The sequence below is a fragment of the Gilliamella sp. ESL0254 genome (genome assembly GCF_013344985.1).
GTDB lineage: Bacteria > Pseudomonadota > Gammaproteobacteria > Enterobacterales > Orbaceae > Gilliamella > Gilliamella bombicola.
This window is the reverse complement of sequence record NZ_JAAEDU010000002.1, coordinates 165,045-185,610: the sequence shown is the minus strand read 5'-3', so window position 1 is coordinate 185,610 and position 20,566 is coordinate 165,045. Positions and strand designations below refer to the sequence as shown.

Genomic DNA, 20,566 nt, shown 5'->3' with positions numbered 1-20,566 from the left:
AAATCACATTACACAATCAAAATAACAACGCTTTATTTCATTTGAAACAGCGACATACTTTGCATTGTCATAAAGGTATATTGTGCCGCTTGTAAATTGGCTTGCAGTAACGCATATTCTGAAATAGCATCGTACCAATCGACATCTTCAAGCTGGCTTATTTGAGTTTGAAATTCAATATCTAGTGTTTCACCTAGTGCGGTTAACCGATCGATTTCGGCTAATACCGAACCGCCCTCAGCCCTTACGGTCGAAATATTGCTAAACGAATTATCGATGCCATTGCGAGCTTTTGATAATCCAGTTCTAAATTCTTCAACGCTTTTTTCATTATCATAATCTAAGTCTGTTTTTAACGCTTCAAGCGCATAATCAATGCTTGCAAAAATATTACTTTCTGCAGGTGAACCATCAGCATTTTTGACATTTGCCCCAGTCATAAAGACTTTTATACCAGTAAAGCTTGCTGCGACTTCTCTTGAGTCATCAATAAATACATTTACTGATGTTGTTCCGCCGATGTAATTCACTTCTCCAGATTCGCTTACCACAAAAGGTGGTGTGTCATTTTTTTGACCGGCAAAAATATAGTTGCCATTGGTATCTTTTGAGTTAGCTAATGCGAGCAGTTGATCTTTTAAGCCTTGTAATTTATTGGCAAGATCAAGTCTGTTTTCTTCATTTAACGTTTCATTGGCTGCATACACTAAAGTTTCTTGGATCGTTTGGATAACGGTATTCACTTCTGACAAGAGCGTATCTTGGCGACTTAGTGTTTTTTCGGTGCTTTCACGCGTAGCTTGATACTGTTGATTTTGTGCTTGGGCTTGTTTTAATATTAATGATTGTGATACGCCCATTGGATCATCAGAAGGCGTTAAAATCTTCTTGCCAGTGGCTAAATGTAAACCCGATTTTTGCCATTTGCTATTGGTGTTTAAAATACTTTGTAAATTTTTTTGATATAGCGAATTGGTGCTAAGGCGCATTTTTTATTCCTTTATCCTTTTATTATTTGGTTAAACCTAAAATGGTATCAAATAGTGTTGTGGCGGCATCAATCACTTTTGCATTGGCTTGGTAATACTGCATATAGACCTGCATTGAGATATATTCTTCTTCAATATTAACCCCAGATATTGATTGATTTTGTTCGTAAATTTGTTGGGTTATATTTTTTGTTGATTGTGCAGAAATTTTTGCTGTTTGGGTTTCACTGCCGATGTAACTAACTAACGTTGTGTAAGCACTTTTTAAGGTCGTTGTACCATTCACTAGTTTTTCATTTTGAATAGCTAATAATTTTGCTACATTACGGTTATCACCAGCACCGTTTTCATCATCATTAATACCTGTTGCCAGTTTATTCACATCTTTGACTAATAACTGTAATGATGAGGCAATATCAGCAACGGGTTTAATCATAAAAGAATCGCCTGCCATAGCATTACCATTTATCTCGATAGATAAGCCATCAAAAACTAATTTACCTTCTTCAATTTGAGGTGTGATTTGTTTGTGATCAGATAATCTTGTTACAACCCAATTGTTGCCATCGAATTCTATTTTATAATCCGAGGCTTTAACTTCGGTCACTGATGTAAACTCAATTTTAGCCGTGGCATTCCCTTGGTTTTTAGTGTTAGTTATACAACTTGGTTTGTTGTAATCAAATAGTTTTTCGCCCTGATTACCATGAATATCCACTCCTGACATATGCACTTCATTAAAACGTTCTGCTAAATTGAGAGCAATTAATCCCAGTTGATTACGTGATTCAGTTAGTGGGCCATCACGAAACGTTAATAGTCCATTTAATGAGCCTGATGTGATGTTCTGACTAGTCAGTTCTTGAGTAGCGCCAGAAGGGTGTGTATAAATAATGGTATTGAGTGCTGGATCATCTGCCGAAGGTTGTACGGTTAATACGTTAGCACATGAGCCTTGCACTAAATTTAAACCATTTTCTAACGACAAATTATATTGCCCATTTTGCTCTGTGACGGTAATACCAATGATCTCACTTAAGTCATTAACCAGTTGATCTCGTTGATCAAGTAATGCGTTGGGTTCATTGCCACCATCTACTGTCTGTAGTTTGGATATCTTTTGGTTGAGTTCGGCAATTTGCTGAATGTAAGCATTAACTTTGTCGACATTCGTGTTTAATTCGGTATTAATATTGGCGATTTGATTTTTTAAATTTGTTTCTGTTTTATTAAATTGACTTGTTAACGAGGTAAGATCACTAATCACCGTTTGCTTTGTTGAAGCATCGCCAGCATTTGAAGCTAACTTATTTAAGCTGGCAAAAAGGTTGTTAAGTTGTGATGAAACGCTGTTATCGTTTTCTGCCAGTAGGTTATCAACTTTTGATAATTCATTATAATACGTTTTAATCGCACCATTTTGCGATTGTGATTGACGCAGTTGCCCGACCACAAAATGGTTAAAGGCACGATTCACTGATGAGACAGTAACACCATTACCCACAAAACCAAAACTATGTTGAGTGCCATTGGCTTGGCTTAAAACTTGTTGCTGGCGATTGTAGCCTTTTGTATGAGCATTACTGATATTATTGCTAATTACATTAAGCATATTTTGTGCTGCATTCAATCCACTAATACCTGTATTCATTAATGAATTCGCCATAAAAATCCCCTCAATATCGTTTTAGTTAATAACATCAATTAAAAATAAGTTATTTTTTATATCGGCTTAAATTCTCAAAAATTTAATTATTTTTACGAGTATTTCGAAAAATTTTTAAATGATGCCATTTCTATTTTTAAAAATGGTCGTTATTCTGGTTTTAGCTGTTGTGATTGCCTTAAAAAATCGATACCAGTCATGTTATTTTCTTCTTCAATATACTGTTGTGCAGTTTTATTTAAAATTAAGATACTGATACGCCGGTTGGCATCTTTGCTGTAGTTAGGATTGTTTAAACTAACGGTATCGGCTAAGGCTATAATACGAATAATTTTGTTGGAATCTAACCCTCCGACAATGAGTTCCCTCCTTGAGGCGTTAGCTCTATCTGCCGATAATTCCCAGTTACTGTAGCCACGATCACCCGTTGTGTATTGGCGTTCATCGGTATGACCAGACAAAGTGATCTTATTAGGTAATGAATTTAAAATCGGCGCTAAAGCATGTAAAATTTCTTGCATATCGGGATCAATCGTTGTGCTGCCAACGTCAAACATAGGTTTATCGTCAGAGGCTAAAATTTGAATTCGTAATCCCATTTGAGTTAATTCAACAATCAAATTCGGTGCTAACTTTTTTAAACGAGGGTCGATTTCAAACATTTCAAAGATTTTTTTTGCTGTTTCGATTAGCTGTATTTTTTCAAGTTGTTGTTTTTCTAATTCATTGTGTAATGAGTTTGAAACACTGTTTTTTTCTTCACCTATTTGTTGGCTTACATCATCGCCACCACCGGGAATAGGACTTTCACTATCACTAATATTCTTGCCACCATTTTGACCAAGGATTAATGGTGTTCTAAAATATTCGGCAATACCTTTTAATTCTTGTGGTGTAGATGTCGAAATCAACCACATAACTAAAAATAAAGCCATCATCGCCGTCATAAAGTCGGCATAAGCAATTTTCCAAGAACCACCATGATGACCACCGCCATGCCCTGATTTTTTCTTAATAATTATTCTTACAGATTTATCTTTCATTACTGATTATTTTCATTTTTATTGAGATTTTTATCTTTAATTTCTTGGATATATTTTTCCAATTCAAAGAATGATGGTCTTTCATGAGAAAATAGTGTTTTTCGTCCAAATTCAATACAAATTTGCGGTGAATAATCATGCATACTGGCAATAAGTATCACTTTTGTACACTCTAGGATTTTGGCCATATCAGCATTTCTTTGCTTTAATAAGGCGGCTAGTGGCGAAACAAATCCATAAGCAAGTAAGATCCCTAAAAAAGTTCCGACCATCGCATGGGCAATAAGCTCTCCAAGTTCACTTGCAGGCCTATCCGCTTGCGCAAGTGTATTTATAACGCCCATTACAGCTGCAACAATCCCAAACGCCGGTAAGCCATCACCAATTCCCGAAATAGCATCAACAGGCTTTTCAAGTTCATGGACGAATGTTTCAATTTCTTCACTCATTAGTGTTTCAATTTCAAATACATCCATATTGCCACTAATCATCAGTCGTAAGTAATCAGTAATAAAATCACAGATTCTTGGATTAGCTAAAATTAATGGATACTGTTTAAACAATTCACTTTCCTGCGGATTATCAATATCTGCTTCAATAGATAACCCTCCACTTTGGCGGATCTTTGTCAAAATGCTATACATTAAATTGATCAGTGTTAGATACAGTTTTTTATTATATTTAGATGTTTTAAATAATTGCCCCAACGCTTTGAGTGTGGCTTTTATTGTTTTTTGTTCATTACTGACAATAAAAGCACCAATAGCAGCACCACCAATAATTAACAATTCAAGTGGTTGAAACAGCACGGCTAAATAACCGCCACTTAGTACATAACCCAGTAGTGCAGAGGCGATAACGACAATATACCCTATAATTATTAGCATTGACTTTCTTCTTTATCTATAAAATAACAGTTAAATTGATTTACTATTTTTAATATTTATTCAAGCAGTTATCTGGTGTGAAACTGATGAGTTTAAATGACTTTGTTTTGATAATACTTTCAGGCATTTTTCGTCATTTTCTTTTTTGGTTTTATTATTCTTATCTGCTCTTGACGGTGGTTGACATAAACTGCATGTAAACGTATTTTGTGGGTGATAAGCGTGCGTAATAAAAAGCCCACTACATACCGTACAACATGATTGTTGCATGATATTTTTTTCGACAAATTTAACTAAAATCCAAGCTCTGGTTAAGCCTAAAATAGGTTCATCTTTATGTGAAACTGGGCATTGTTCTAAATAAAGTTGATAGGCTTTTAAGATCGTTTGAATGCCTGACTTTAAACCATTTCTAACTAAAAAAGAGTAAGCATTATAGAAAATACTAGCATGAATATTCGGTTCCCATGTCATAAACCACGAGGTTGAAAAAGGTAATAAACCTTTAGGTGGTGGGCAACCTTGAATTTCTTTATAAAGTTTTATTAATTTATTTCGACTCAAATTAGTTTCACTTTCCAACATTTGGATTCTTCCACCAAGAGAAATTAATTTGATAGCAAGTTGGGTTTCTTGATATTTCTGAATAATACTTGTACCTGTCATGTTAGTTCCTTAGCTATTTATTGATTGAATCTAATAGCAAACTAGATAAAAGAATACCTGTATGCATCTGTTTTATATCTCTAACGCGGGATTCTTCTGTTAGTTTTTTCATCATTTCTGCATTTTCAAATCGTAGTTGAAAAATTAATTGATTTGTTTCTGATAAAACTAACATTTGAGAGGTACTTAAACCGCTAAGTATATCTGCCGTTTCTTCATCAATACCCAATCGATACATGGCCATAACTTTATCTTTTTCAATCATTTTCTGGCTCAACAGTAATGCTGACAGGTTTAAATGATGTATACACTTAAGAACATCGTCGTCTAATATATTGCCCAATTTAGTCACCAATTTATATTTGCTGGTTTTCGCATAAAAAAACGAAAAACAGGTAAAATTAAAAAAGAAATTATTTTTTTTCGCTTAAAATTACATTTTTAAATTGAAAAGGTCAATAAAAAAATCATTTCAATTTATTTTCGATTGATTACACTTTATTTAATTTCTTTTTTTATTGTTTCTAAAAAGTAACCTTACTTTGTATTCTTTTTATTGCTTGGCTATGCAATTGGCTCACTCTTGATTCGCTAATATTCATTACATTACCAATCTCTTTTAAATTTAGATCTTCTTGGTAATAAAGTGATAAAACAAGTTTTTCTTTTTCTGGTAAGTTTTCAATTTGGTGGATAACGGTATTACGAATTTCCTCATCTATTATGGTCAAAAAAGGATTATTATCTTCTTCATATTCAATAATGGAATCAATGTTATCACCCAATTTCTTATGAATTTCATCGTATGAACATATTTGGCTAGTATTTGAATCTAATAAAATTTTGTGGTATTCACTAATAGGCAATTGTAAATATTGGGCAATTTGCTCATCGTTAGGTGGTGTACCTAACTTTTGTTCTAATTCATTCATTGCAGTTGTGACATCTTTTATTTTTTTACGCGTTTGCCTTGGCAACCAATCACGGCTACGTAGTTCATCGAGCATGGCGCCTTTAATTCTTGGTACGGCAAAGGTGGAAAACGTATTACCTTGAGAGATGTCATAACGTTTTATTGAGTCTAATAAACCGATATAGCCAACTTGTAATAAATCATCAAGTTCAACCGTTGCAGGTAAACGAACCGCTAATTTTAATGCTTCATTGCGAACCAAATGAATATATTGTTTCCAATCGATTTGGTTTATTACACCCTGTGAGTTATACAAGCTATTATCCATTTTTTGAACCAATGCTATAAAAATGCTTCACAGTATTATGACGATAGTTGGTAAATTTAATGGGCAGAATAACGGGATAAAAAATAGTTAATTATCATTATTAGCCATAACGGCATTATAAAAATACCGTTATAGCTATATGACAAAGGTAGAATGATCAAAAATAGATAATCAGAATTATTGTAATAAAGAAAGTACTGATTGTGGTACTTGGTTAGCTTGTGCTAATACAGATGTACCTGCTTGTTGTAAAATTTGACCACGAGTCATGTTTGATACTTCTGTTGCATAATCCGCATCTTCAATACGGCTACGAGCAGAACTTAGGTTATTTACAGTATTGTTAATGTTGGTTACTGTTGATTCGAAACGGTTTTGCACCGCACCAAGTTGTCCTCGTAATGCATCAATTTTTGATAATGCAGCATCAATTGTTTTTAATGGATCTTCTGTTGGTGAACTTGATACATTAAATGCATTTAAACCAAGTTCAGTGCTATCAATTTTTTTCAAATTGATTTCAATGGTTTCGCCGTCGTTTGCGCCTACTTGAATTTTAAGGGTTTTGTCTTCAGATAATACTTTAGAACCATTGAAATCAGTTTGTTTAGAAACACGATCGATTTCATCTAAACGTTGATCGATTTCGTTTTGAATTGATACTAGATCGCTTTCAGAGTTAGTACCATTTGCTGCTTGAACGGTTAATTCACGAATACGTTGTACGTTGTTGTTGATTTCGTTTAATGCACCTTCTGTTGTTTGTGCAAGTGAAATACCATCATTTGCATTACGAGCAGCTTGCGTTAACCCTTTGATGTTTGATGAAAAACGGTTAGCGATTGCTTGACCTGCTGCATCGTCTTTTGCGCTGTTAATACGCATACCTGATGAAAGGCGCTCGATAGATGTGCTAAGAACGCTTTGAGAATTGTTAAGGTTGTTTTTTGCCATTAAAGACATTGTATTAGTATTAATTACTTGTGCCATTTTTATCTCCGATAATATAAACATTAAAATCAACTAGATATTGAAATTTGTTTCAACATTTTTGCTGATGAATAACTTATCGGTAGAAAAATTAGGAACTTTAATATTTTTAATGATTATCTTTTAAAAAATAAAGCCATTCAGTAAAAATAAAACAATTATATTCAAATAAATCATTCTATTATGAATTTTATTAATTAATTTTTTAATAATTGTTTTTGCGCAAAAAATAGTAACTTTATTGCTTATTAAATAAATATTGAAATGATAACTAAACTTTTAGCAAGGTTGGCCGATATACAAACTATTAAATAATTTGTTATAGGTAGACTAAATTATGGCAATGAGTGCATTAGGAATAGGTTCGGGAATCGATCTTGGTGAAATTTTAAAGCAATTAGAAGCGGCTGAAAAAACACGCTTAACACCCATTACCACACAACAAAAAGCGATTAATGCAAAAATTAGTGGTTTTGGTAAATTAAAAAGTGCATTGACAACATTTAATACAGCAACGGCAAAACTTCAAAAAAAAGAGTTATTTCAAAGCCGTATAGCGACAGGTAATAACGATTATTTTTCAGTAAAGACAAATAGCAAAGCGGTTTTAGGCGATTATGCTGTGACGGTTGATCAATTGGCGACATCGCATAGTGTTGCAACATCGGTAATCAACGACAAAAATGCGCTATTAGGTAATGATAATGAAACACGAACCATCACTATTGAACAGGCGAATGGTGACAAACTTAATGTAACGTTATCTAAAGATGAAACATCGTTAGAAGCAATAGCTAACGCCATAAATAATGCCGAAGTGATTAATGAGGATGGCAAAAAAATCCCTTCAACAATGAATGCTGCAGTTGTTCGTTCTGGATCAGATAATTACCAATTAGTGATTACCTCGAAAGAAACGGGTGAAAAGCAAACCATTACGTCAATTTCGTCAGACGATGATAAGTTAAATAATATCATTGGATTTGATATTAATCAGCCTAGTAGTGGTATGACCGAAGTTGCAAAAGCGCAAGATGCTAAATTGACGTTTAATGGTATTGCCATCACAAGTAGTTCTAATACCGTCAAAGAGGTTGTTGCCGGTGTTGATATAACATTAAAAGCAACCACAACAACTAGCCAAAACCTTACCATAAGTGCAGATAACGAAAAGGCAGAAGAGGCCATTAAAGAATGGGTTGAAGCCTTTAATCAACTGCAAACAACCATGTCAACGCTAACCAAATTCACCGCAGGAGAGACTAACTCTAACGAATTAAACAGTAGTAATGGCCCTTTGATTGGTGATTCAACGCTACGTAATATTGACCAGAGTATTCGTTCAATCTTTGCCAAAGGACAAGCGGGCGAGTTTTCAGTATTGTCGCAAATTGGTATTACCATGGATAAAAGTGGTCAGCTAACAGTCAAAGAAAATGAACTAAAAAAGGCACTTAATGAAAACAGTGACGCTGTTGCAACATTATTTATTGGTGATGGTAAAACGACGGGGATAGCTAATGAGGTTTTTACAAAAGTGAGTGGATTTATTGATAGCGATGGCATGATTGATTCGGCAACCAATGGCTTAAATTCTACGTTAAAGTCATTAGATAAACGTCATGAACAAGTAAGTAGCTCTATTGAGCAAACTGTTGAACGTTATCGAGTTCAATTTACTAAATTAGATATCTTAATTAACTCATTAGATAGTATGAGTAATTATTTAACAACACAATTTGACATGATGGCAAACTTAAAAAAATAGAGGGGAATAATGTATCAGTTAGGTTCTAAAGCCTATGAGCAAGTAAATTTAGAAACACGTGTTAGCCAAGCTTCGCCCCATCAATTGATTGTATTATTATTTGATGGTGCATTACAGGCAATTCGCTTAGCGAGCTTATATCTTCAAAAAGGTAATATTGCTGGTAAAGGAACAGCAATTTCTAAAGCAATTAACATTGTTGATAATGGTCTTAAAGGCTGTTTAGATTTAGAAAAAGGGGGGGAAATCGCAGAAAATTTAGATCGTCTGTATCACTATATTAGTCAACAGTTAGTTTTAGCCAATTTACATAACGATAAAGAAAAACTGCAATCTTGTTACGATTTGTTAAACAATATTGCCGAATCTTGGCGAGAAATTGCAAAATAAAAAAGGGTGATTATGAAAGGAAGTAAATTATTAGAACAATACGAACAATTTAATTATGTTGTTGAACAAATGTTGATAAATGCCCAGAATGAAAACTGGGATTTATTGTTGAGTTGGCAGGCGAAATACCTTCAATTATCGAAAGGTATTATGTTGGTTGATGATTTTTCGAAAATTGAAAACATGCCATTGCAACATCAAGACATTATTCGAATGTATATCAAAAATATACTTAGCTATCAGCAGCAATTAACTCAATTAATGATTACTCGTCATTCTCAGCTTAGAGAGTTGATTGGTAAGCATGCCGATTATCAAACTAAAATCGGTAGCTATCAAAAAATTGCCTGTTTAATGTAAGTTTGTGGATGCTTTGCTTGAATTTTATTCTTCGATAAAAATCAAGCAAGCACCTCATTAAACCGCCTTGACCAATATTTTGATTTAAAATAATTAATTCTTTGTTCTTTGCGTGTTTGTCTTATTCTTTTCGTAAAAAAAGGCAACAGTATAATTGGCAATCTTTGATTGTGATGATCTCACTAATTCTTTTGTGGATAAAAATGAGCAGCAATAACAATCCCTCCTTTTATAATAAATTACTTCTGTTATAGAAAATCGATTAAGTGATGTTAGAACAATGAATTGTCCTAATATTGGGGAATTGAGATGCTGTTCATTTAAGGAAGTATTGGCTTTTTTAGTATTACCATTTTTAAATTTTGGTTTATTTCCTTAGTGAATTTTATCCAATGTGGTACAGAAAAACAGTTATGACATACAATGTGCTTGTACTGGTGCTTCGTATCTTTCGCAATAAGCTGCTCCCTTGGCATAAAGAACAATGTAATGATTGGTTCCCGCATATTCGCAGACTAAATACGGCTTTATTTGTGGGGTAAGTTCCCATATTACTTTTTCTTTTTTAAATTCGGGTACTAAATCTACTTTATTACAGATTGGACCATCAAATAGTTTGGCATTATCAAGCTGGTAAACGTGGTGTCCATCAGAAAAAGTTGCAGGGCAACTCACAACAGGGGATTGAGCATGGCAATTGATTGATACTATGCTAAGTAATAGGCTAGTTAATAATATTGTTTTTTTGAATGTTATCACTTTGAATCCTTTATGTATTTCATTGATTGTTTTTTTATTAAATGATGGCATTATGTCGTTATTTTTTTAAATAGTATAGTAAAAATGGTAAAGTTTTTTGAGCCATCAGTTGATAACGAAAATAATATATTTAGCAGTACAACAAGCATCAACAATATGAGCGATGCTTATTTTAAAATTGAATGGTGTGGTGAGTTGATTATCGCATTTAGACTAAAATTAATGGTTATTTGTAAAAGTAAAATGCAAAATTTAGGATATGGCAATTATATTCGATATCATTAATTAGACATTCATATTCATAATTTCTTGATAAGCAGCAACCAGTTTATTGCGCACTTGAATACCAAACTGTAATGAAACCGATGATTTTTGCATATTAACCATAACCTCGTTCAATGAAATATTCGCCTCTCCCATTTCAAAAGCTTTGGCTTCATTATTTGCCTGTATTTGTAGTTGACTGATGTTATCTAAAGCGGTTTTTAATTCTGCAACAAAGTTTTTATCTGCAAAATGCGTTTTTGAAGATATTGACGTTGATTCATTTAAATTAGTGAATTCAATTGGATTGAATGTGTTGATTGTATTCATTTTGATAACTGCTTTTTAGCTCTTTTGTTACTGTATGGCTAAATTTAACATATAAATAAAAAACCAAAGGGTTTAAGTAAGGGAAAAACTGCACGCTTTTCTCGCCATTGAATTTTTCAAATACATGGATAATAACCACCGAGTTAATCTAAATAGTTTAGAATTAGGATGTCTATGACTAGTCAAACAGTCAATAACAAAGGTGAATCAATATTCAGTAAGTTACCCTTTGCAAATCAGTTAAAACAAAACACAAAAATGGCATTGTTAATTGCTGGTGTCATTATGATAGCGATGATTAGTTTTATCTATTTATGGGCTAAAGATGAATCATATAGTGTTTTATTCAGTAATTTAAGTGATAAAGATGGTGGCGAAATTATTAGTCAGCTTGATAAGATGAATATTCCTTATCAATTTTCTGCTTCTGGCTCAGCTATCTTAATTCCGCAAGACAAAGTTTACGACACACGTTTACGGATTGCACAACAGGGATTACCTAAAGGCGGATCAGTTGGTTTTGAATTGCTCGATAAAGAAAGCTTTGGTATGAGCCAATTCAATGAACAAATCAATTATCAGCGAGCATTAGAAGGCGAATTATCCCGAACAATATCTATTATCAGTAGTATTGATGATGCGAGAGTGCACTTAGCAATGCCTAAACCGTCGTTATTTGTTCGCGAGCGAAAATTTCCCTCAGCTTCGGTCGCATTAACATTACTACCAGGACGAACTTTATCACAAGGCCAAATCGATGCCATTATTCACTTAATTTCAAGTAGTGTGCCAGAATTACAAGCAGATAAAGTAACCATTATTGATCAGCATGGTCATCTGTTAACAGGGGAAGGCTATCGTGATAGGAATACAAATGTCGCCCAACTTGAATTTAGTGAGCGGATTGAAAACAGTATTCGTCAGCGAGTAGAAAAAATTATCACACCTATTTTAGGTAAAAATAATGTTAAAGTGCAAGTCAATGCCGATGTCGACTTTAGCCGACAAGAATCGACATCAGAAACTTATGACCCTAATAGCGATATTGCGAATCAAACAATTCGCAGTAAGCAACAAATGGAAAACCATCAATCAACTAAAAGCTACGGTATTGGCGGAGTGCCTGGTGCACTATCTAATCAACCTGTACCGATATCTAGCGCACCGATTGATGAAAACGAAACAAAAACTGCATCGACTGAAAAGGCAGATAAACAACAGCCTTACAATTTACAATCAAATAATACTGTGAACTTTGAAGTAAACCGACAAGTTATACACAGTCAAATACCTGAAGGACGAATTAAACGCTTATCTGTCGCTGTTTTAGTGAATTATAAATTTGTCACAATCGAGCCAGATAATGCAGAAGCTGCATCTGACGATAGCCAACCACCAGCTAGTACTGAGCAGTGGGTAAAGCTAGATAATGATGAACTGAAAAATATTGAACTTTTAGCCCGCCAAGCGATGGGGTTTTCAGATTTACGCGGTGATTCACTCACTGTCGCTAACTTAAAATTCACCGATCAAGAATTGGACGAAAGCAACGGCTTAGCGTTTTGGAAAACTCATGAGTTTTATGAGGGAGTTAAAACTGCTGGTAAGTACTTGATTTACATTTTAGTTATCTGGTTCTTGTGGCGCAAAGTGTTCCATTCACTGTGGATAAAAGTACAACGGCAGTACCACATTTTTAGTGATAAAACCACTAATGCATCAACTAACGTTGAAGAAAAATTAGATTATAAAGCGCACAGCAAGCAGCAACAAAAAATATTTGAAGATAACATGCAGCAACAGCAATACATCCGCAAAATTGTCGAAAAAGATCCTCGTGTTATGGCATTGATAATTCGTGGTTGGATGAGTAAGGAGGACACAGAAAAATGAATTTAAGTGAATCTCAAAAAGCCGCCACAGTATTAATGGTATTAGGCGAAGAGCTTGCTGCAAAAGTGATGCAGTATTTAAGTTCGAAAGAAGTGCAACAAATCAGTAGCGCAATGATGTCGTTGCCCCAATTGTCTCAAGAACAGTTAAAAAATATACTTAATGAGTGCCAAGGCACGCTTGATGATTGTGCTGCCTTAAATACCGATACCGATGGATATTTACGTTCAATACTTGAAAAATCCATTGGTAGCGAAAAAACCGAACGCTTACTTGATGATCTATTAAATACTGATCGCGAAGAGGCAACCGATGGTCTTGAAATGCTAAACTTTGTTGATGCAGCACGAGCGGTTGATCTTGTTAAAAAAGAGCACCCACAAATTATTGCAACGATATTGGTGCATTTAAACCGTGATCTAGCGGCCGAAATTCTCAACCTATTTGATGATGAATTACGTAATGACGTTATGTTGCGGATTGCCACTTTTGGTGGTGTTGAACCATCGGCACTTAAAGTCTTGTCGGCGTCATTATCAACGTTATTACATGGTCAAAATATCAAATTGAATAATATGGGTGGAATCCGCACAGCGGCTGAAATTATTAACTTAATGAAATCGCAACAAGAAGAGTTGGTTATCAGTGCATTACGTGATTATGATGGCGAACTTGCACAGAAAATTATTGATGAAATGTTCTTGTTTGAAAATCTTGTTGAAGTTGATGATAGAAGTATCCAACGTCTACTTAAAGAAGTCGATAATGAAGTATTAATCATTGCATTAAAAGGCGCATCGACGGCCTTACGTGACAAACTATTAAGTAACATGTCCCAACGCGCCGCGTCGATTTTACGCGAAGATCTTGAAAACAGACCACCAGTACGCTTATCACAAGTTGAAACTGAGCAGAAGAAAATTTTGGTTATTGCGCGTCGATTAGCAGAAAGTGGCGAAATGATCTTAACTAGTGGTGATGATGAATACGTATAACCAACCTGACAGATTAAACTGGAAACCGCTAGACTTTCGTGACTTGGCTGCAAGTACGCTAGCAAACCAGAGCGAAAGTAACGAAATAGTACAGGCCGAGGTTAACGAATCACAGCCTGATCTTGAACCTGAGTTGGATTCACAACCAGAACTAAACACCGTAAGCTCAGAGCTTGCTCAAACTCAACAAACATTGGAACAACTAAAGCAAGAAGTTGAAGCACAAGCCTATCAGGAGGGGTTTAATTTAGGTCGTGAAGCAGGTTTTGAGGAAGGCAAACGAGCGGGCTATGAACAAGGATATTTACTTGGGCAACAAGAAGGGCGAAAGCAGATTGAACAACAACTTAATGATGAAAAATGCAAAACTGTTCATGCTATCACCAATTTAATCAGTAATTTTCAGCAATCAATTAACGATATTGATGAGTTAATCGTACCTAAATTATTTGATTTAGCGTTAATTGCTGCACAAAAAACAGTAGGCAGTATTGCTAAAGTAAAACAAAAACAGTTAATTCATACGATACAAACATTAGTTGAACAGTGTTCAATTTTGTCCGAACCTATGTCGTTACACCTTAACCCAACCGATTTACAATGGTTAGAACCCATGCTAAATGAAGAAAACCAACAATATCGCTGGCAACTTATTGCTGACCCCAATATTGAAATAGGGGGGTGCAAAATTTTGACTAATACCAATGAAATTGATGCTAGTGTCAATAACCATTGGCAAATTATGTCTGGCTGTTTACAAAGGGATAATCATTAACGTGAAATACTCCTCTTCGTGGTCGGATAAAATTAACCAAGCAACACAGAAGCTTGAGTCCTTATCTTTAATTCGCCAATATGGACGTTTAGTCAAAGCATCTGGATTAGTTCTTGAAGCGATAGGGTTAAAATTACCATTAGGATCTAATTGCTTGGTAGAACGGCAAACAGAGGGGCGAATTGAACCGGTTGAATGTGAAGTAGTTGGTTTTAACGACCAAACGCTTTATTTAATGCCCTTTGAATCAACGGACGGCATTTTATTAGGTGCACGAGTTTACACCGAACAATATGATCTAACACACTTTAGCCATAAAGTATTGCCGGTAGGCATAGGGTTATTAGGGCGAGTGGTTGATGCCATGGGTAAACCGCTAGATGGCAAACCACTACCAGAACATATTGAACATGCAGGGTTAGCCAGCAAATCACTTAATCCATTGCAACGCACACCGATTCACCAAGTATTAGATGTTGGTGTAAGAGCGATAAATGCTTTGTTAACCATAGGGCAAGGGCAACGGATGGGGTTATTTGCCGGATCGGGCGTGGGTAAAAGTGTTTTACTTGGTATGATGGCGCGTTACACACAGGCAGACATTATCGTCGTTGGCTTGATTGGTGAACGGGGGCGAGAAGTGAAAGACTTTATCGAAAATATTTTAGGCGAAGAAGGCTTAGCCCGAGCTGTTGTTGTTGCTGCTCCTGCCGATGTATCTCCTTTATTGCGCTTACAAGGCGCAGCCTATGCTACTAGAATTGCCGAAAGCTTTCGTGATCAAGGTTTTAACGTTTTATTGATTATGGACTCATTAACACGTTATGCAATGGCACAACGAGAAATTGCCTTAGCAATCGGCGAGCCTCCAGCAACTAAAGGTTATCCACCCTCAGTATTTGCAAAATTGCCTGCGCTCGTTGAAAGAGCCGGCAATGATGATAGCGGCAAAGGCGCTATTACTGCCTTTTACACTGTATTGACTGAAGGTGACGATCAACAAGATCCGATTGCCGATTCTGCTCGCGCCATTTTAGATGGGCATATTGTATTATCACGAGCGCTTGCTGAGTCAGGGCACTATCCTGCCATTGATATTGAAGCCTCAATTAGTCGAGTAATGACTGAACTTACTGCACCAGAAGACGAAAAAAAATCGCGATTATTTAAACAACTGTTTTCAAGCTTTCAACGAAACCGCGATTTAATCAATGTTGGTGCTTATGTAGCAGGTACTGATCCATTATTGGATAAAGCGATAACGCTATACCCCACTATGCAAAAATTTTTACAACAAGGTATTGACGAACACTGCAGTTACCAAGATGCCTATCAACAATTAGCGGCCATTGTTGAACCGCAATTAGCTCGTTAGGAACACTGCGTAATGAATAAAAATTCATCAAAAATTGCTTTTACCACATTAAAAAAACTGGCACAAAAGTCGGTCGACGATTACTTAATAAAGCTCAAAAAAGCGAATGAAAATCAGCAAAATGCACAATCACAACTTAATGTCTTAACTAATTATTATGCTGAATATCAACAAAAATTAAACTCAGCCTTATCTGAAGGTATAAAAGGCAGTGAGTTAAACAATTTTACATTGTTTATTGCTTCTATTGAGCAAGGCATTGAGCAACAAAAAAAGTTGTTGTTATCGTTAGATATCAAACAAAAGCAAATTATAAAAAATCTTAATCAATCACAAAAGAGCTTAAACACTTATAGCACTTTATTAAATAAACAGCATAACCAGTATTTACGTCAACAAAATCGTTTACAACAAAAACTGACAGATGAATTTGCGCAGCTACAATTAGCAAGGAGAATATTAAATGAATATTAATCTGATTAATGATTTGAACCTGACCTCTTCACGTCAGTCAGAACTTGTTGAAACAGATGTGATGGCTAACGACAATGATGGCTTTCAACAATTATTGCGACTCAATGAAAACAAAACAGAGCAAGGCAAACAAACTCTCAATACCAAACTAGATGGAACGGATAATGCGCACGAAGAAAATGGTAACGATGTCGATATAGTTATCACAGCTATTCACCCTTTTAATATAGCAACGCCAGAACAAACAAATTTAGCTTTGATTGGTAGTGCACAACATAGTGATACATCAATCGAACAAAACTCATTGTTAACGGCCAATTTACATAGCGATTTATTGGATAATTTATTAACAGAAAAACCAATCAATGAGCAGGCAACCCAGTTACTTTCTTCTATTTATGACAGCGAAAACTTAATTAATAACGTAACCTCGCAAAACGACGTTATATCATTAACAAATAAAAAAGAGGCAAAATCTGGACTTGCTCATCAACAAGTATCAACAATTGACGATGACATTAATTTTAATGCAAATCCAACAAGCCATAAGCAATATGCTAATAATATGATGCACAAAATGGCGACTTTTCAAAGTCAATTTATCACCACTAATCGTAATAAAGATGCCATCATGAACACAAATCAAGACTCATTTTTGACAAATAATACCAATAATGGGCAAAGCTTGTTATTATCGCCAACGCATGCGAGTACAACATTAGCTACAACGTCAATACACTTGCCAACGCAAGTAAATATCACACAATGGCAAACATCATTAGCTGAACAAATTATTATGTTTAACCGCCAAAGTATTCAAACTGCCGAAATAAAATTACATCCACAAGAATTAGGTGCATTGCACATTAAACTTGAAATGAATGATGATAAAATGAACCTCCACATGATGGCAGCTCATCATGTTGTTAAAGGTATGTTAGAATCAGCATTACCTTTTTTAAAGGTATCATTAGAAGATCAAGGCATCACACTAGAACAAGCTAATATTGGTGATTTTTCAATGATGAACGATTCGCCGCAATCAGCCATGCATCAACAATCCCAAAATAACCAATCACAGAAGGTGATATCGCTTGATGCAACCGATGAGCATATGGAACCAATCTTATTAGAACATCGCTCACTTAGAACAGGGCTTAGTGTTCTTGCTTAACGATTAAAATCGTTATTTATTGGTCAATTTTTTAATCTAAATAAAGTAAAGCGCTTAAATAGGTGATGTTTTATTGCCTATTCTTCAAATCGATTTTAAAAATATGATTTATCATTCCTGCCACTATAGCAACTAAATGGATTATAGATCCTTTAAAATATTATAGAGACAAGAATAAATATGCCAACAACAAAAAAAAAATCAAGTATTGTAAATTTAGTTCTTATTCTTATTACGCTATTGGCGATAGGTGCCGCAGCTTATTTATGGTTTCAAAATAGTTTACAAAACACAGTTAAAGAGCCTGAAGAGCCCGAAGTTACCTCCCCCGTATTTATAACATTAAAACCATTTACTATTTCATTACCCGCTTCGGAAGAAAATATAGACATCAACAAAACCCTTTATATTGGTGTCGTTTTGCGGGTAGCGAATGAAAATCAAAAAACAGTGCTATTAGATTATTTACCTGAAGTAAGAAATAACGTTCTGCTTGTAACTTCAAAACAGTACGTTAGTACCCTGAAGCAAGAAGTAGGTAAAATTGATTTACAAGAACAGATAAAAAACACCTTATCGCGACAATATAATGCAAAGAATTTTGTAGAGATTGATGAAGTGTTATTTACTGATTTTATTATACGGTGATTAACATGTCTGATAAGCATGAATCAGTAGCAAGTGTTGATAAGCACGACAATAAGGAACAAATCTTAGATTATTCATCAACAACAAAAGAAAATTCTGAAAAGAATTCAAATTTTGATTCTTCATTTAATGTACCTACATTGGAAAAATCTCCCGATGTAAAACCTTATGATCTATCTGTCAAACATCGCTTTATCCCTGAGCGTTTAACCGCGTTAGAAATCATTAATGAACGTTTTGCTCGGCAATTTCGAATTGGTTTATTTAACCGATTACGCCGCAATACTGATGTAATTGCTTCACCCATTGAGCCGCTTACGTTTAAAGAGTTTTCAGAACTGTCATCGGCAACTCATTTAAATCTGGTGCACCTTAACCCATTAAGAGGCACAAGCTTGTTCTCATTTTCGCCAGAATTGGTTTTTATTATTGTGGATTCTTTATTTGGTGGTGACGGACATTCAACTCAAATCGAAACAGAAGGGCGTGAATTTACCCACACCGAGCAACAAATTATTAAAAAAGTTTTAGAATTAGCATTAGTCATTTACCAAAAATCATGGGTGGATGTCTACGCGATTGAAACCGAATATGTTCGATCTGAAATACAAAGTAAATTTACCAATATCACTAATTCACCTGATGATATTGTCTTAACAAGTAACTTTAAAGTCGAAGTCGGTAATAGCAAAGCAACCTTCTGTGTTTGCATTCCTTATTCTATGGTTGAACCCATCAAAGAGCTTCTTATCAAGCCGCCGATTGAGCAACAAACTTATCAAGATGATAAAGTTTGGATGAGCTCACTAACTAGCGGAATCAAGCAATCAGAGGTCGAATTAGTGGCTAATTTTGCCACTATTCACACAACTGTAGCTAAATTATTAGCCCTAAAAACCAATGATGTCTTAATGATCGAAAAACCCACAAATCTTGATGTTACTGTAGGTGGAGTGCCGATAGTAACAGGACATTATGGTAAAACGAACAAACAATATGCAATTCAAGTCGAACAGGTCATTAATCCTGTATTAGAGCAATTGAATGAAGGAGTTTTTAATGACTGATATCAAACAAAATAGTGACGACAAACAATCCACTAACCTAACTAGCGACGAGCTTATTGCCCAAGACGCTATTTTTGAAACGCTATCACCACAACAAATCGAAGATAAAAAAAACGATATCAACCTGATTCTTGATATCCCCGTAAATTTGAGCGTTGAACTAGGCCGAACAAAAATGGCCATTAAAGATTTATTAAATTTAACGCAAGGATCGGTTATTGCCTTAGATGGTCAGGTTGGCGAGCCATTAGATATATTAATTAATGGCTACTTAATTGCTCAGGGCGAAATTGTGGTTGTTGGTGATAATTATGGTGTACGCATTACCGACATTATTACTCCAGCAGAACGCGTAAGAAGATTAAGTCGCTAATGGCAATCGAACACACCCATTTAGCTCAACCTGTGGTTGGTGCAACCAACACCAACACTTTATCGTCTCCTTCTTCTGAATTGAATATTTATACTGAAGTGGGAACATCCATGGGACTAATGCTCATTGTTGTCATCGGTTTTATATTATTGCTAGCTTGGTTAGCTAAACGAATGGGTTGGAAAAAAAAGACCCATCAATGGATCGATGTCAAAGCCACATACAACATTACGCCAAAAGAACGCATTATAGTGGTTCACGTTGATAATCAGCTATTAGTGGTTGGGGTGACGCCACAACAAATGACATTACTTCACACCATTGATGAACAGCGCACTCAAACGCTATTTTCGCAAAGTGAGGTAAGTAAAAAATTGCCGTCAAGTAACACATTTCAACAGATACTACAATCTGCGCTAAAAACCAAAAAGGAGTAACA

24 protein-coding genes are annotated in these 20,566 nt (G+C 35.1%); 14 read left to right on the top strand and 10 right to left on the bottom strand.

Features of this window, described 5'->3' with window-relative positions:
* Positions 1-32: 32 nt before the first annotated feature.
* The 8 genes from flgL to GYX25_RS07715 all read right to left on the bottom strand — a co-directional run bounded on the left by flgL (position 33) and on the right by GYX25_RS07715 (position 7,482).
* A complete protein-coding gene (flgL, locus tag GYX25_RS07750) occupies positions 33-989 on the bottom strand; it encodes a flagellar hook-associated protein FlgL (protein ID WP_091347916.1) in 957 nt (318 codons plus the stop codon).
* A 22-nt stretch (positions 990-1,011) separates the two neighbouring features.
* Positions 1,012-2,655 carry a flagellar hook-associated protein FlgK gene (gene flgK / locus GYX25_RS07745; protein ID WP_091347914.1) on the bottom strand — a complete coding sequence of 548 codons (1,644 nt, stop codon included), beginning with the start codon at positions 2,653-2,655 and terminating at the stop codon, positions 1,012-1,014.
* Positions 2,656-2,804: 149 nt separating this feature from the next.
* Positions 2,805-3,698: a flagellar motor protein MotB gene (motB, locus tag GYX25_RS07740; RefSeq protein ID WP_091347911.1), complete on the bottom strand. Its 894-nt coding sequence runs from the start codon at positions 3,696-3,698 to the stop codon at positions 2,805-2,807.
* Positions 3,698-4,585: a flagellar motor stator protein MotA gene (gene motA / locus GYX25_RS07735; RefSeq protein ID WP_174787100.1), complete on the bottom strand. Its 888-nt coding sequence runs from the start codon at positions 4,583-4,585 to the stop codon at positions 3,698-3,700. Before motA ends, motB begins: the two co-directional genes overlap by 1 nt.
* Positions 4,586-4,645: 60 nt before the next feature.
* Entirely contained in the window at positions 4,646-5,251 is a 606-nt protein-coding gene (gene flhC, locus GYX25_RS07730; RefSeq protein ID WP_091347904.1) for a flagellar transcriptional regulator FlhC, read from the bottom strand.
* A gap of 13 nt (positions 5,252-5,264) precedes the next feature.
* Positions 5,265-5,585, bottom strand: a complete 321-nt coding sequence (flhD, locus tag GYX25_RS07725) for a flagellar transcriptional regulator FlhD (RefSeq protein WP_091348188.1) — start codon at positions 5,583-5,585, stop codon at positions 5,265-5,267.
* Between the two features lie 190 nt (positions 5,586-5,775).
* Entirely contained in the window at positions 5,776-6,492 is a 717-nt protein-coding gene (locus GYX25_RS07720; RefSeq protein ID WP_091347902.1) for an RNA polymerase sigma factor FliA, read from the bottom strand.
* A 177-nt stretch (positions 6,493-6,669) separates the two neighbouring features.
* On the bottom strand, positions 6,670-7,482 hold the full coding sequence (locus GYX25_RS07715) for a flagellin N-terminal helical domain-containing protein (RefSeq protein ID WP_091347899.1): 813 nt from the start codon (positions 7,480-7,482) through the stop codon (positions 6,670-6,672).
* Between the two features lie 337 nt (positions 7,483-7,819).
* On the opposite strand from GYX25_RS07715, the gene fliD reads away from it, so the two are divergent.
* From fliD to GYX25_RS07700, 3 genes are read left to right on the top strand one after another with little or no spacing between them, the layout of a single operon-like run.
* The gene (gene fliD / locus GYX25_RS07710; protein WP_091347895.1) at positions 7,820-9,250 is read left to right on the top strand and encodes a flagellar filament capping protein FliD; all 1,431 of its coding nucleotides are present in this window, start codon (positions 7,820-7,822) and stop codon (positions 9,248-9,250) included.
* 9 nt (positions 9,251-9,259) lie between these two features.
* Positions 9,260-9,640, top strand: a complete 381-nt coding sequence (gene fliS / locus GYX25_RS07705; protein ID WP_091347892.1) for a flagellar export chaperone FliS — start codon at positions 9,260-9,262, stop codon at positions 9,638-9,640.
* A 12-nt stretch (positions 9,641-9,652) separates the two neighbouring features.
* Entirely contained in the window at positions 9,653-10,000 is a 348-nt protein-coding gene (locus GYX25_RS07700; protein WP_091347889.1) for a hypothetical protein, read from the top strand.
* Positions 10,001-10,411: 411 nt separating this feature from the next.
* On the opposite strand, the gene GYX25_RS07695 is transcribed toward GYX25_RS07700, so the two are convergent.
* A complete protein-coding gene (locus GYX25_RS07695) occupies positions 10,412-10,810 on the bottom strand; it encodes an STY0301 family protein (protein ID WP_091347883.1) in 399 nt (132 codons plus the stop codon).
* Between the two features lie 33 nt (positions 10,811-10,843).
* On the opposite strand from GYX25_RS07695, the gene GYX25_RS07690 reads away from it, so the two are divergent.
* Positions 10,844-11,044 carry a hypothetical protein gene (locus GYX25_RS07690; RefSeq protein ID WP_091347879.1) on the top strand — a complete coding sequence of 67 codons (201 nt, stop codon included), beginning with the start codon at positions 10,844-10,846 and terminating at the stop codon, positions 11,042-11,044.
* Here the strand turns inward: GYX25_RS07690 and fliE are convergent, their stop codons facing one another.
* A complete protein-coding gene (gene fliE / locus GYX25_RS07685) occupies positions 11,045-11,353 on the bottom strand; it encodes a flagellar hook-basal body complex protein FliE (RefSeq protein WP_091347876.1) in 309 nt (102 codons plus the stop codon).
* Between the two features lie 174 nt (positions 11,354-11,527).
* Here fliE and fliF point away from each other — a divergent pair, with 174 nt between their 5' ends.
* The 10 genes from fliF to fliO all read left to right on the top strand — a co-directional run bounded on the left by fliF (position 11,528) and on the right by fliO (position 20,564).
* Positions 11,528-13,246, top strand: a complete 1,719-nt coding sequence (gene fliF / locus GYX25_RS07680; RefSeq protein WP_174787099.1) for a flagellar basal-body MS-ring/collar protein FliF — start codon at positions 11,528-11,530, stop codon at positions 13,244-13,246.
* Positions 13,243-14,241: a flagellar motor switch protein FliG gene (gene fliG / locus GYX25_RS07675; protein WP_091347869.1), complete on the top strand. Its 999-nt coding sequence runs from the start codon at positions 13,243-13,245 to the stop codon at positions 14,239-14,241. The genes fliF and fliG overlap by 4 nt, the downstream gene beginning before the upstream one ends.
* A complete protein-coding gene (locus GYX25_RS07670; RefSeq protein WP_167349309.1) occupies positions 14,228-15,016 on the top strand; it encodes a flagellar assembly protein FliH in 789 nt (262 codons plus the stop codon). Before fliG ends, GYX25_RS07670 begins: the two co-directional genes overlap by 14 nt.
* A 31-nt stretch (positions 15,017-15,047) precedes the next feature.
* The gene (fliI, locus tag GYX25_RS07665) at positions 15,048-16,391 is read left to right on the top strand and encodes a flagellar protein export ATPase FliI (RefSeq protein WP_425337785.1); all 1,344 of its coding nucleotides are present in this window, start codon (positions 15,048-15,050) and stop codon (positions 16,389-16,391) included.
* Between the two features lie 12 nt (positions 16,392-16,403).
* Positions 16,404-16,865: a flagellar export protein FliJ gene (fliJ, locus tag GYX25_RS07660; RefSeq protein WP_091347862.1), complete on the top strand. Its 462-nt coding sequence runs from the start codon at positions 16,404-16,406 to the stop codon at positions 16,863-16,865.
* Positions 16,855-18,039: a flagellar hook-length control protein FliK gene (locus tag GYX25_RS07655; RefSeq protein WP_174787098.1), complete on the top strand. Its 1,185-nt coding sequence runs from the start codon at positions 16,855-16,857 to the stop codon at positions 18,037-18,039. Before fliJ ends, GYX25_RS07655 begins: the two co-directional genes overlap by 11 nt.
* A gap of 180 nt (positions 18,040-18,219) precedes the next feature.
* Complete coding sequence (locus tag GYX25_RS07650; RefSeq protein WP_174787097.1) at positions 18,220-18,687, top strand: flagellar basal body-associated FliL family protein; 468 nt, start codon at positions 18,220-18,222, stop codon at positions 18,685-18,687.
* A 5-nt stretch (positions 18,688-18,692) separates the two neighbouring features.
* A complete protein-coding gene (fliM, locus tag GYX25_RS07645; protein ID WP_091347854.1) occupies positions 18,693-19,754 on the top strand; it encodes a flagellar motor switch protein FliM in 1,062 nt (353 codons plus the stop codon).
* The gene (fliN, locus tag GYX25_RS07640; RefSeq protein WP_091347852.1) at positions 19,747-20,127 is read left to right on the top strand and encodes a flagellar motor switch protein FliN; all 381 of its coding nucleotides are present in this window, start codon (positions 19,747-19,749) and stop codon (positions 20,125-20,127) included. Before fliM ends, fliN begins: the two co-directional genes overlap by 8 nt.
* Positions 20,127-20,564 carry a flagellar biosynthetic protein FliO gene (fliO, locus tag GYX25_RS07635; protein WP_174787096.1) on the top strand — a complete coding sequence of 146 codons (438 nt, stop codon included), beginning with the start codon at positions 20,127-20,129 and terminating at the stop codon, positions 20,562-20,564. The genes fliN and fliO overlap by 1 nt, the downstream gene beginning before the upstream one ends.
* Positions 20,565-20,566 lie beyond the last annotated feature (2 nt).

Coding starts and splice junctions, on each gene's coding strand:
- fliE (WP_091347876.1), bottom strand. CDS start 11,353: ATGAATACAATCAACACATTCAATCCAATTGAATTCACTAATTTAAAT.
- fliJ (WP_091347862.1), top strand. CDS start 16,404: ATGAATAAAAATTCATCAAAAATTGCTTTTACCACATTAAAAAAACTG.
- GYX25_RS07695 (WP_091347883.1), bottom strand. CDS start 10,810: ATGCCATCATTTAATAAAAAAACAATCAATGAAATACATAAAGGATTC.
- fliG (WP_091347869.1), top strand. CDS start 13,243: ATGAATTTAAGTGAATCTCAAAAAGCCGCCACAGTATTAATGGTATTA.
- flhC (WP_091347904.1), bottom strand. CDS start 5,251: ATGACAGGTACAAGTATTATTCAGAAATATCAAGAAACCCAACTTGCT.
- fliF (WP_174787099.1), top strand. CDS start 11,528: ATGACTAGTCAAACAGTCAATAACAAAGGTGAATCAATATTCAGTAAG.
- GYX25_RS07720 (WP_091347902.1), bottom strand. CDS start 6,492: ATGGATAATAGCTTGTATAACTCACAGGGTGTAATAAACCAAATCGAT.
- motB (WP_091347911.1), bottom strand. CDS start 3,698: ATGAAAGATAAATCTGTAAGAATAATTATTAAGAAAAAATCAGGGCAT.
- GYX25_RS07655 (WP_174787098.1), top strand. CDS start 16,855: ATGAATATTAATCTGATTAATGATTTGAACCTGACCTCTTCACGTCAG.
- motA (WP_174787100.1), bottom strand. CDS start 4,585: ATGCTAATAATTATAGGGTATATTGTCGTTATCGCCTCTGCACTACTG.
- flgK (WP_091347914.1), bottom strand. CDS start 2,655: ATGGCGAATTCATTAATGAATACAGGTATTAGTGGATTGAATGCAGCA.
- fliD (WP_091347895.1), top strand. CDS start 7,820: ATGGCAATGAGTGCATTAGGAATAGGTTCGGGAATCGATCTTGGTGAA.
- fliN (WP_091347852.1), top strand. CDS start 19,747: ATGACTGATATCAAACAAAATAGTGACGACAAACAATCCACTAACCTA.
- fliS (WP_091347892.1), top strand. CDS start 9,260: ATGTATCAGTTAGGTTCTAAAGCCTATGAGCAAGTAAATTTAGAAACA.
- flgL (WP_091347916.1), bottom strand. CDS start 989: ATGCGCCTTAGCACCAATTCGCTATATCAAAAAAATTTACAAAGTATT.
- GYX25_RS07700 (WP_091347889.1), top strand. CDS start 9,653: ATGAAAGGAAGTAAATTATTAGAACAATACGAACAATTTAATTATGTT.
- GYX25_RS07670 (WP_167349309.1), top strand. CDS start 14,228: ATGAATACGTATAACCAACCTGACAGATTAAACTGGAAACCGCTAGAC.
- GYX25_RS07690 (WP_091347879.1), top strand. CDS start 10,844: ATGGTAAAGTTTTTTGAGCCATCAGTTGATAACGAAAATAATATATTT.
- GYX25_RS07715 (WP_091347899.1), bottom strand. CDS start 7,482: ATGGCACAAGTAATTAATACTAATACAATGTCTTTAATGGCAAAAAAC.
- fliO (WP_174787096.1), top strand. CDS start 20,127: ATGGCAATCGAACACACCCATTTAGCTCAACCTGTGGTTGGTGCAACC.
- GYX25_RS07650 (WP_174787097.1), top strand. CDS start 18,220: ATGCCAACAACAAAAAAAAAATCAAGTATTGTAAATTTAGTTCTTATT.
- fliM (WP_091347854.1), top strand. CDS start 18,693: ATGTCTGATAAGCATGAATCAGTAGCAAGTGTTGATAAGCACGACAAT.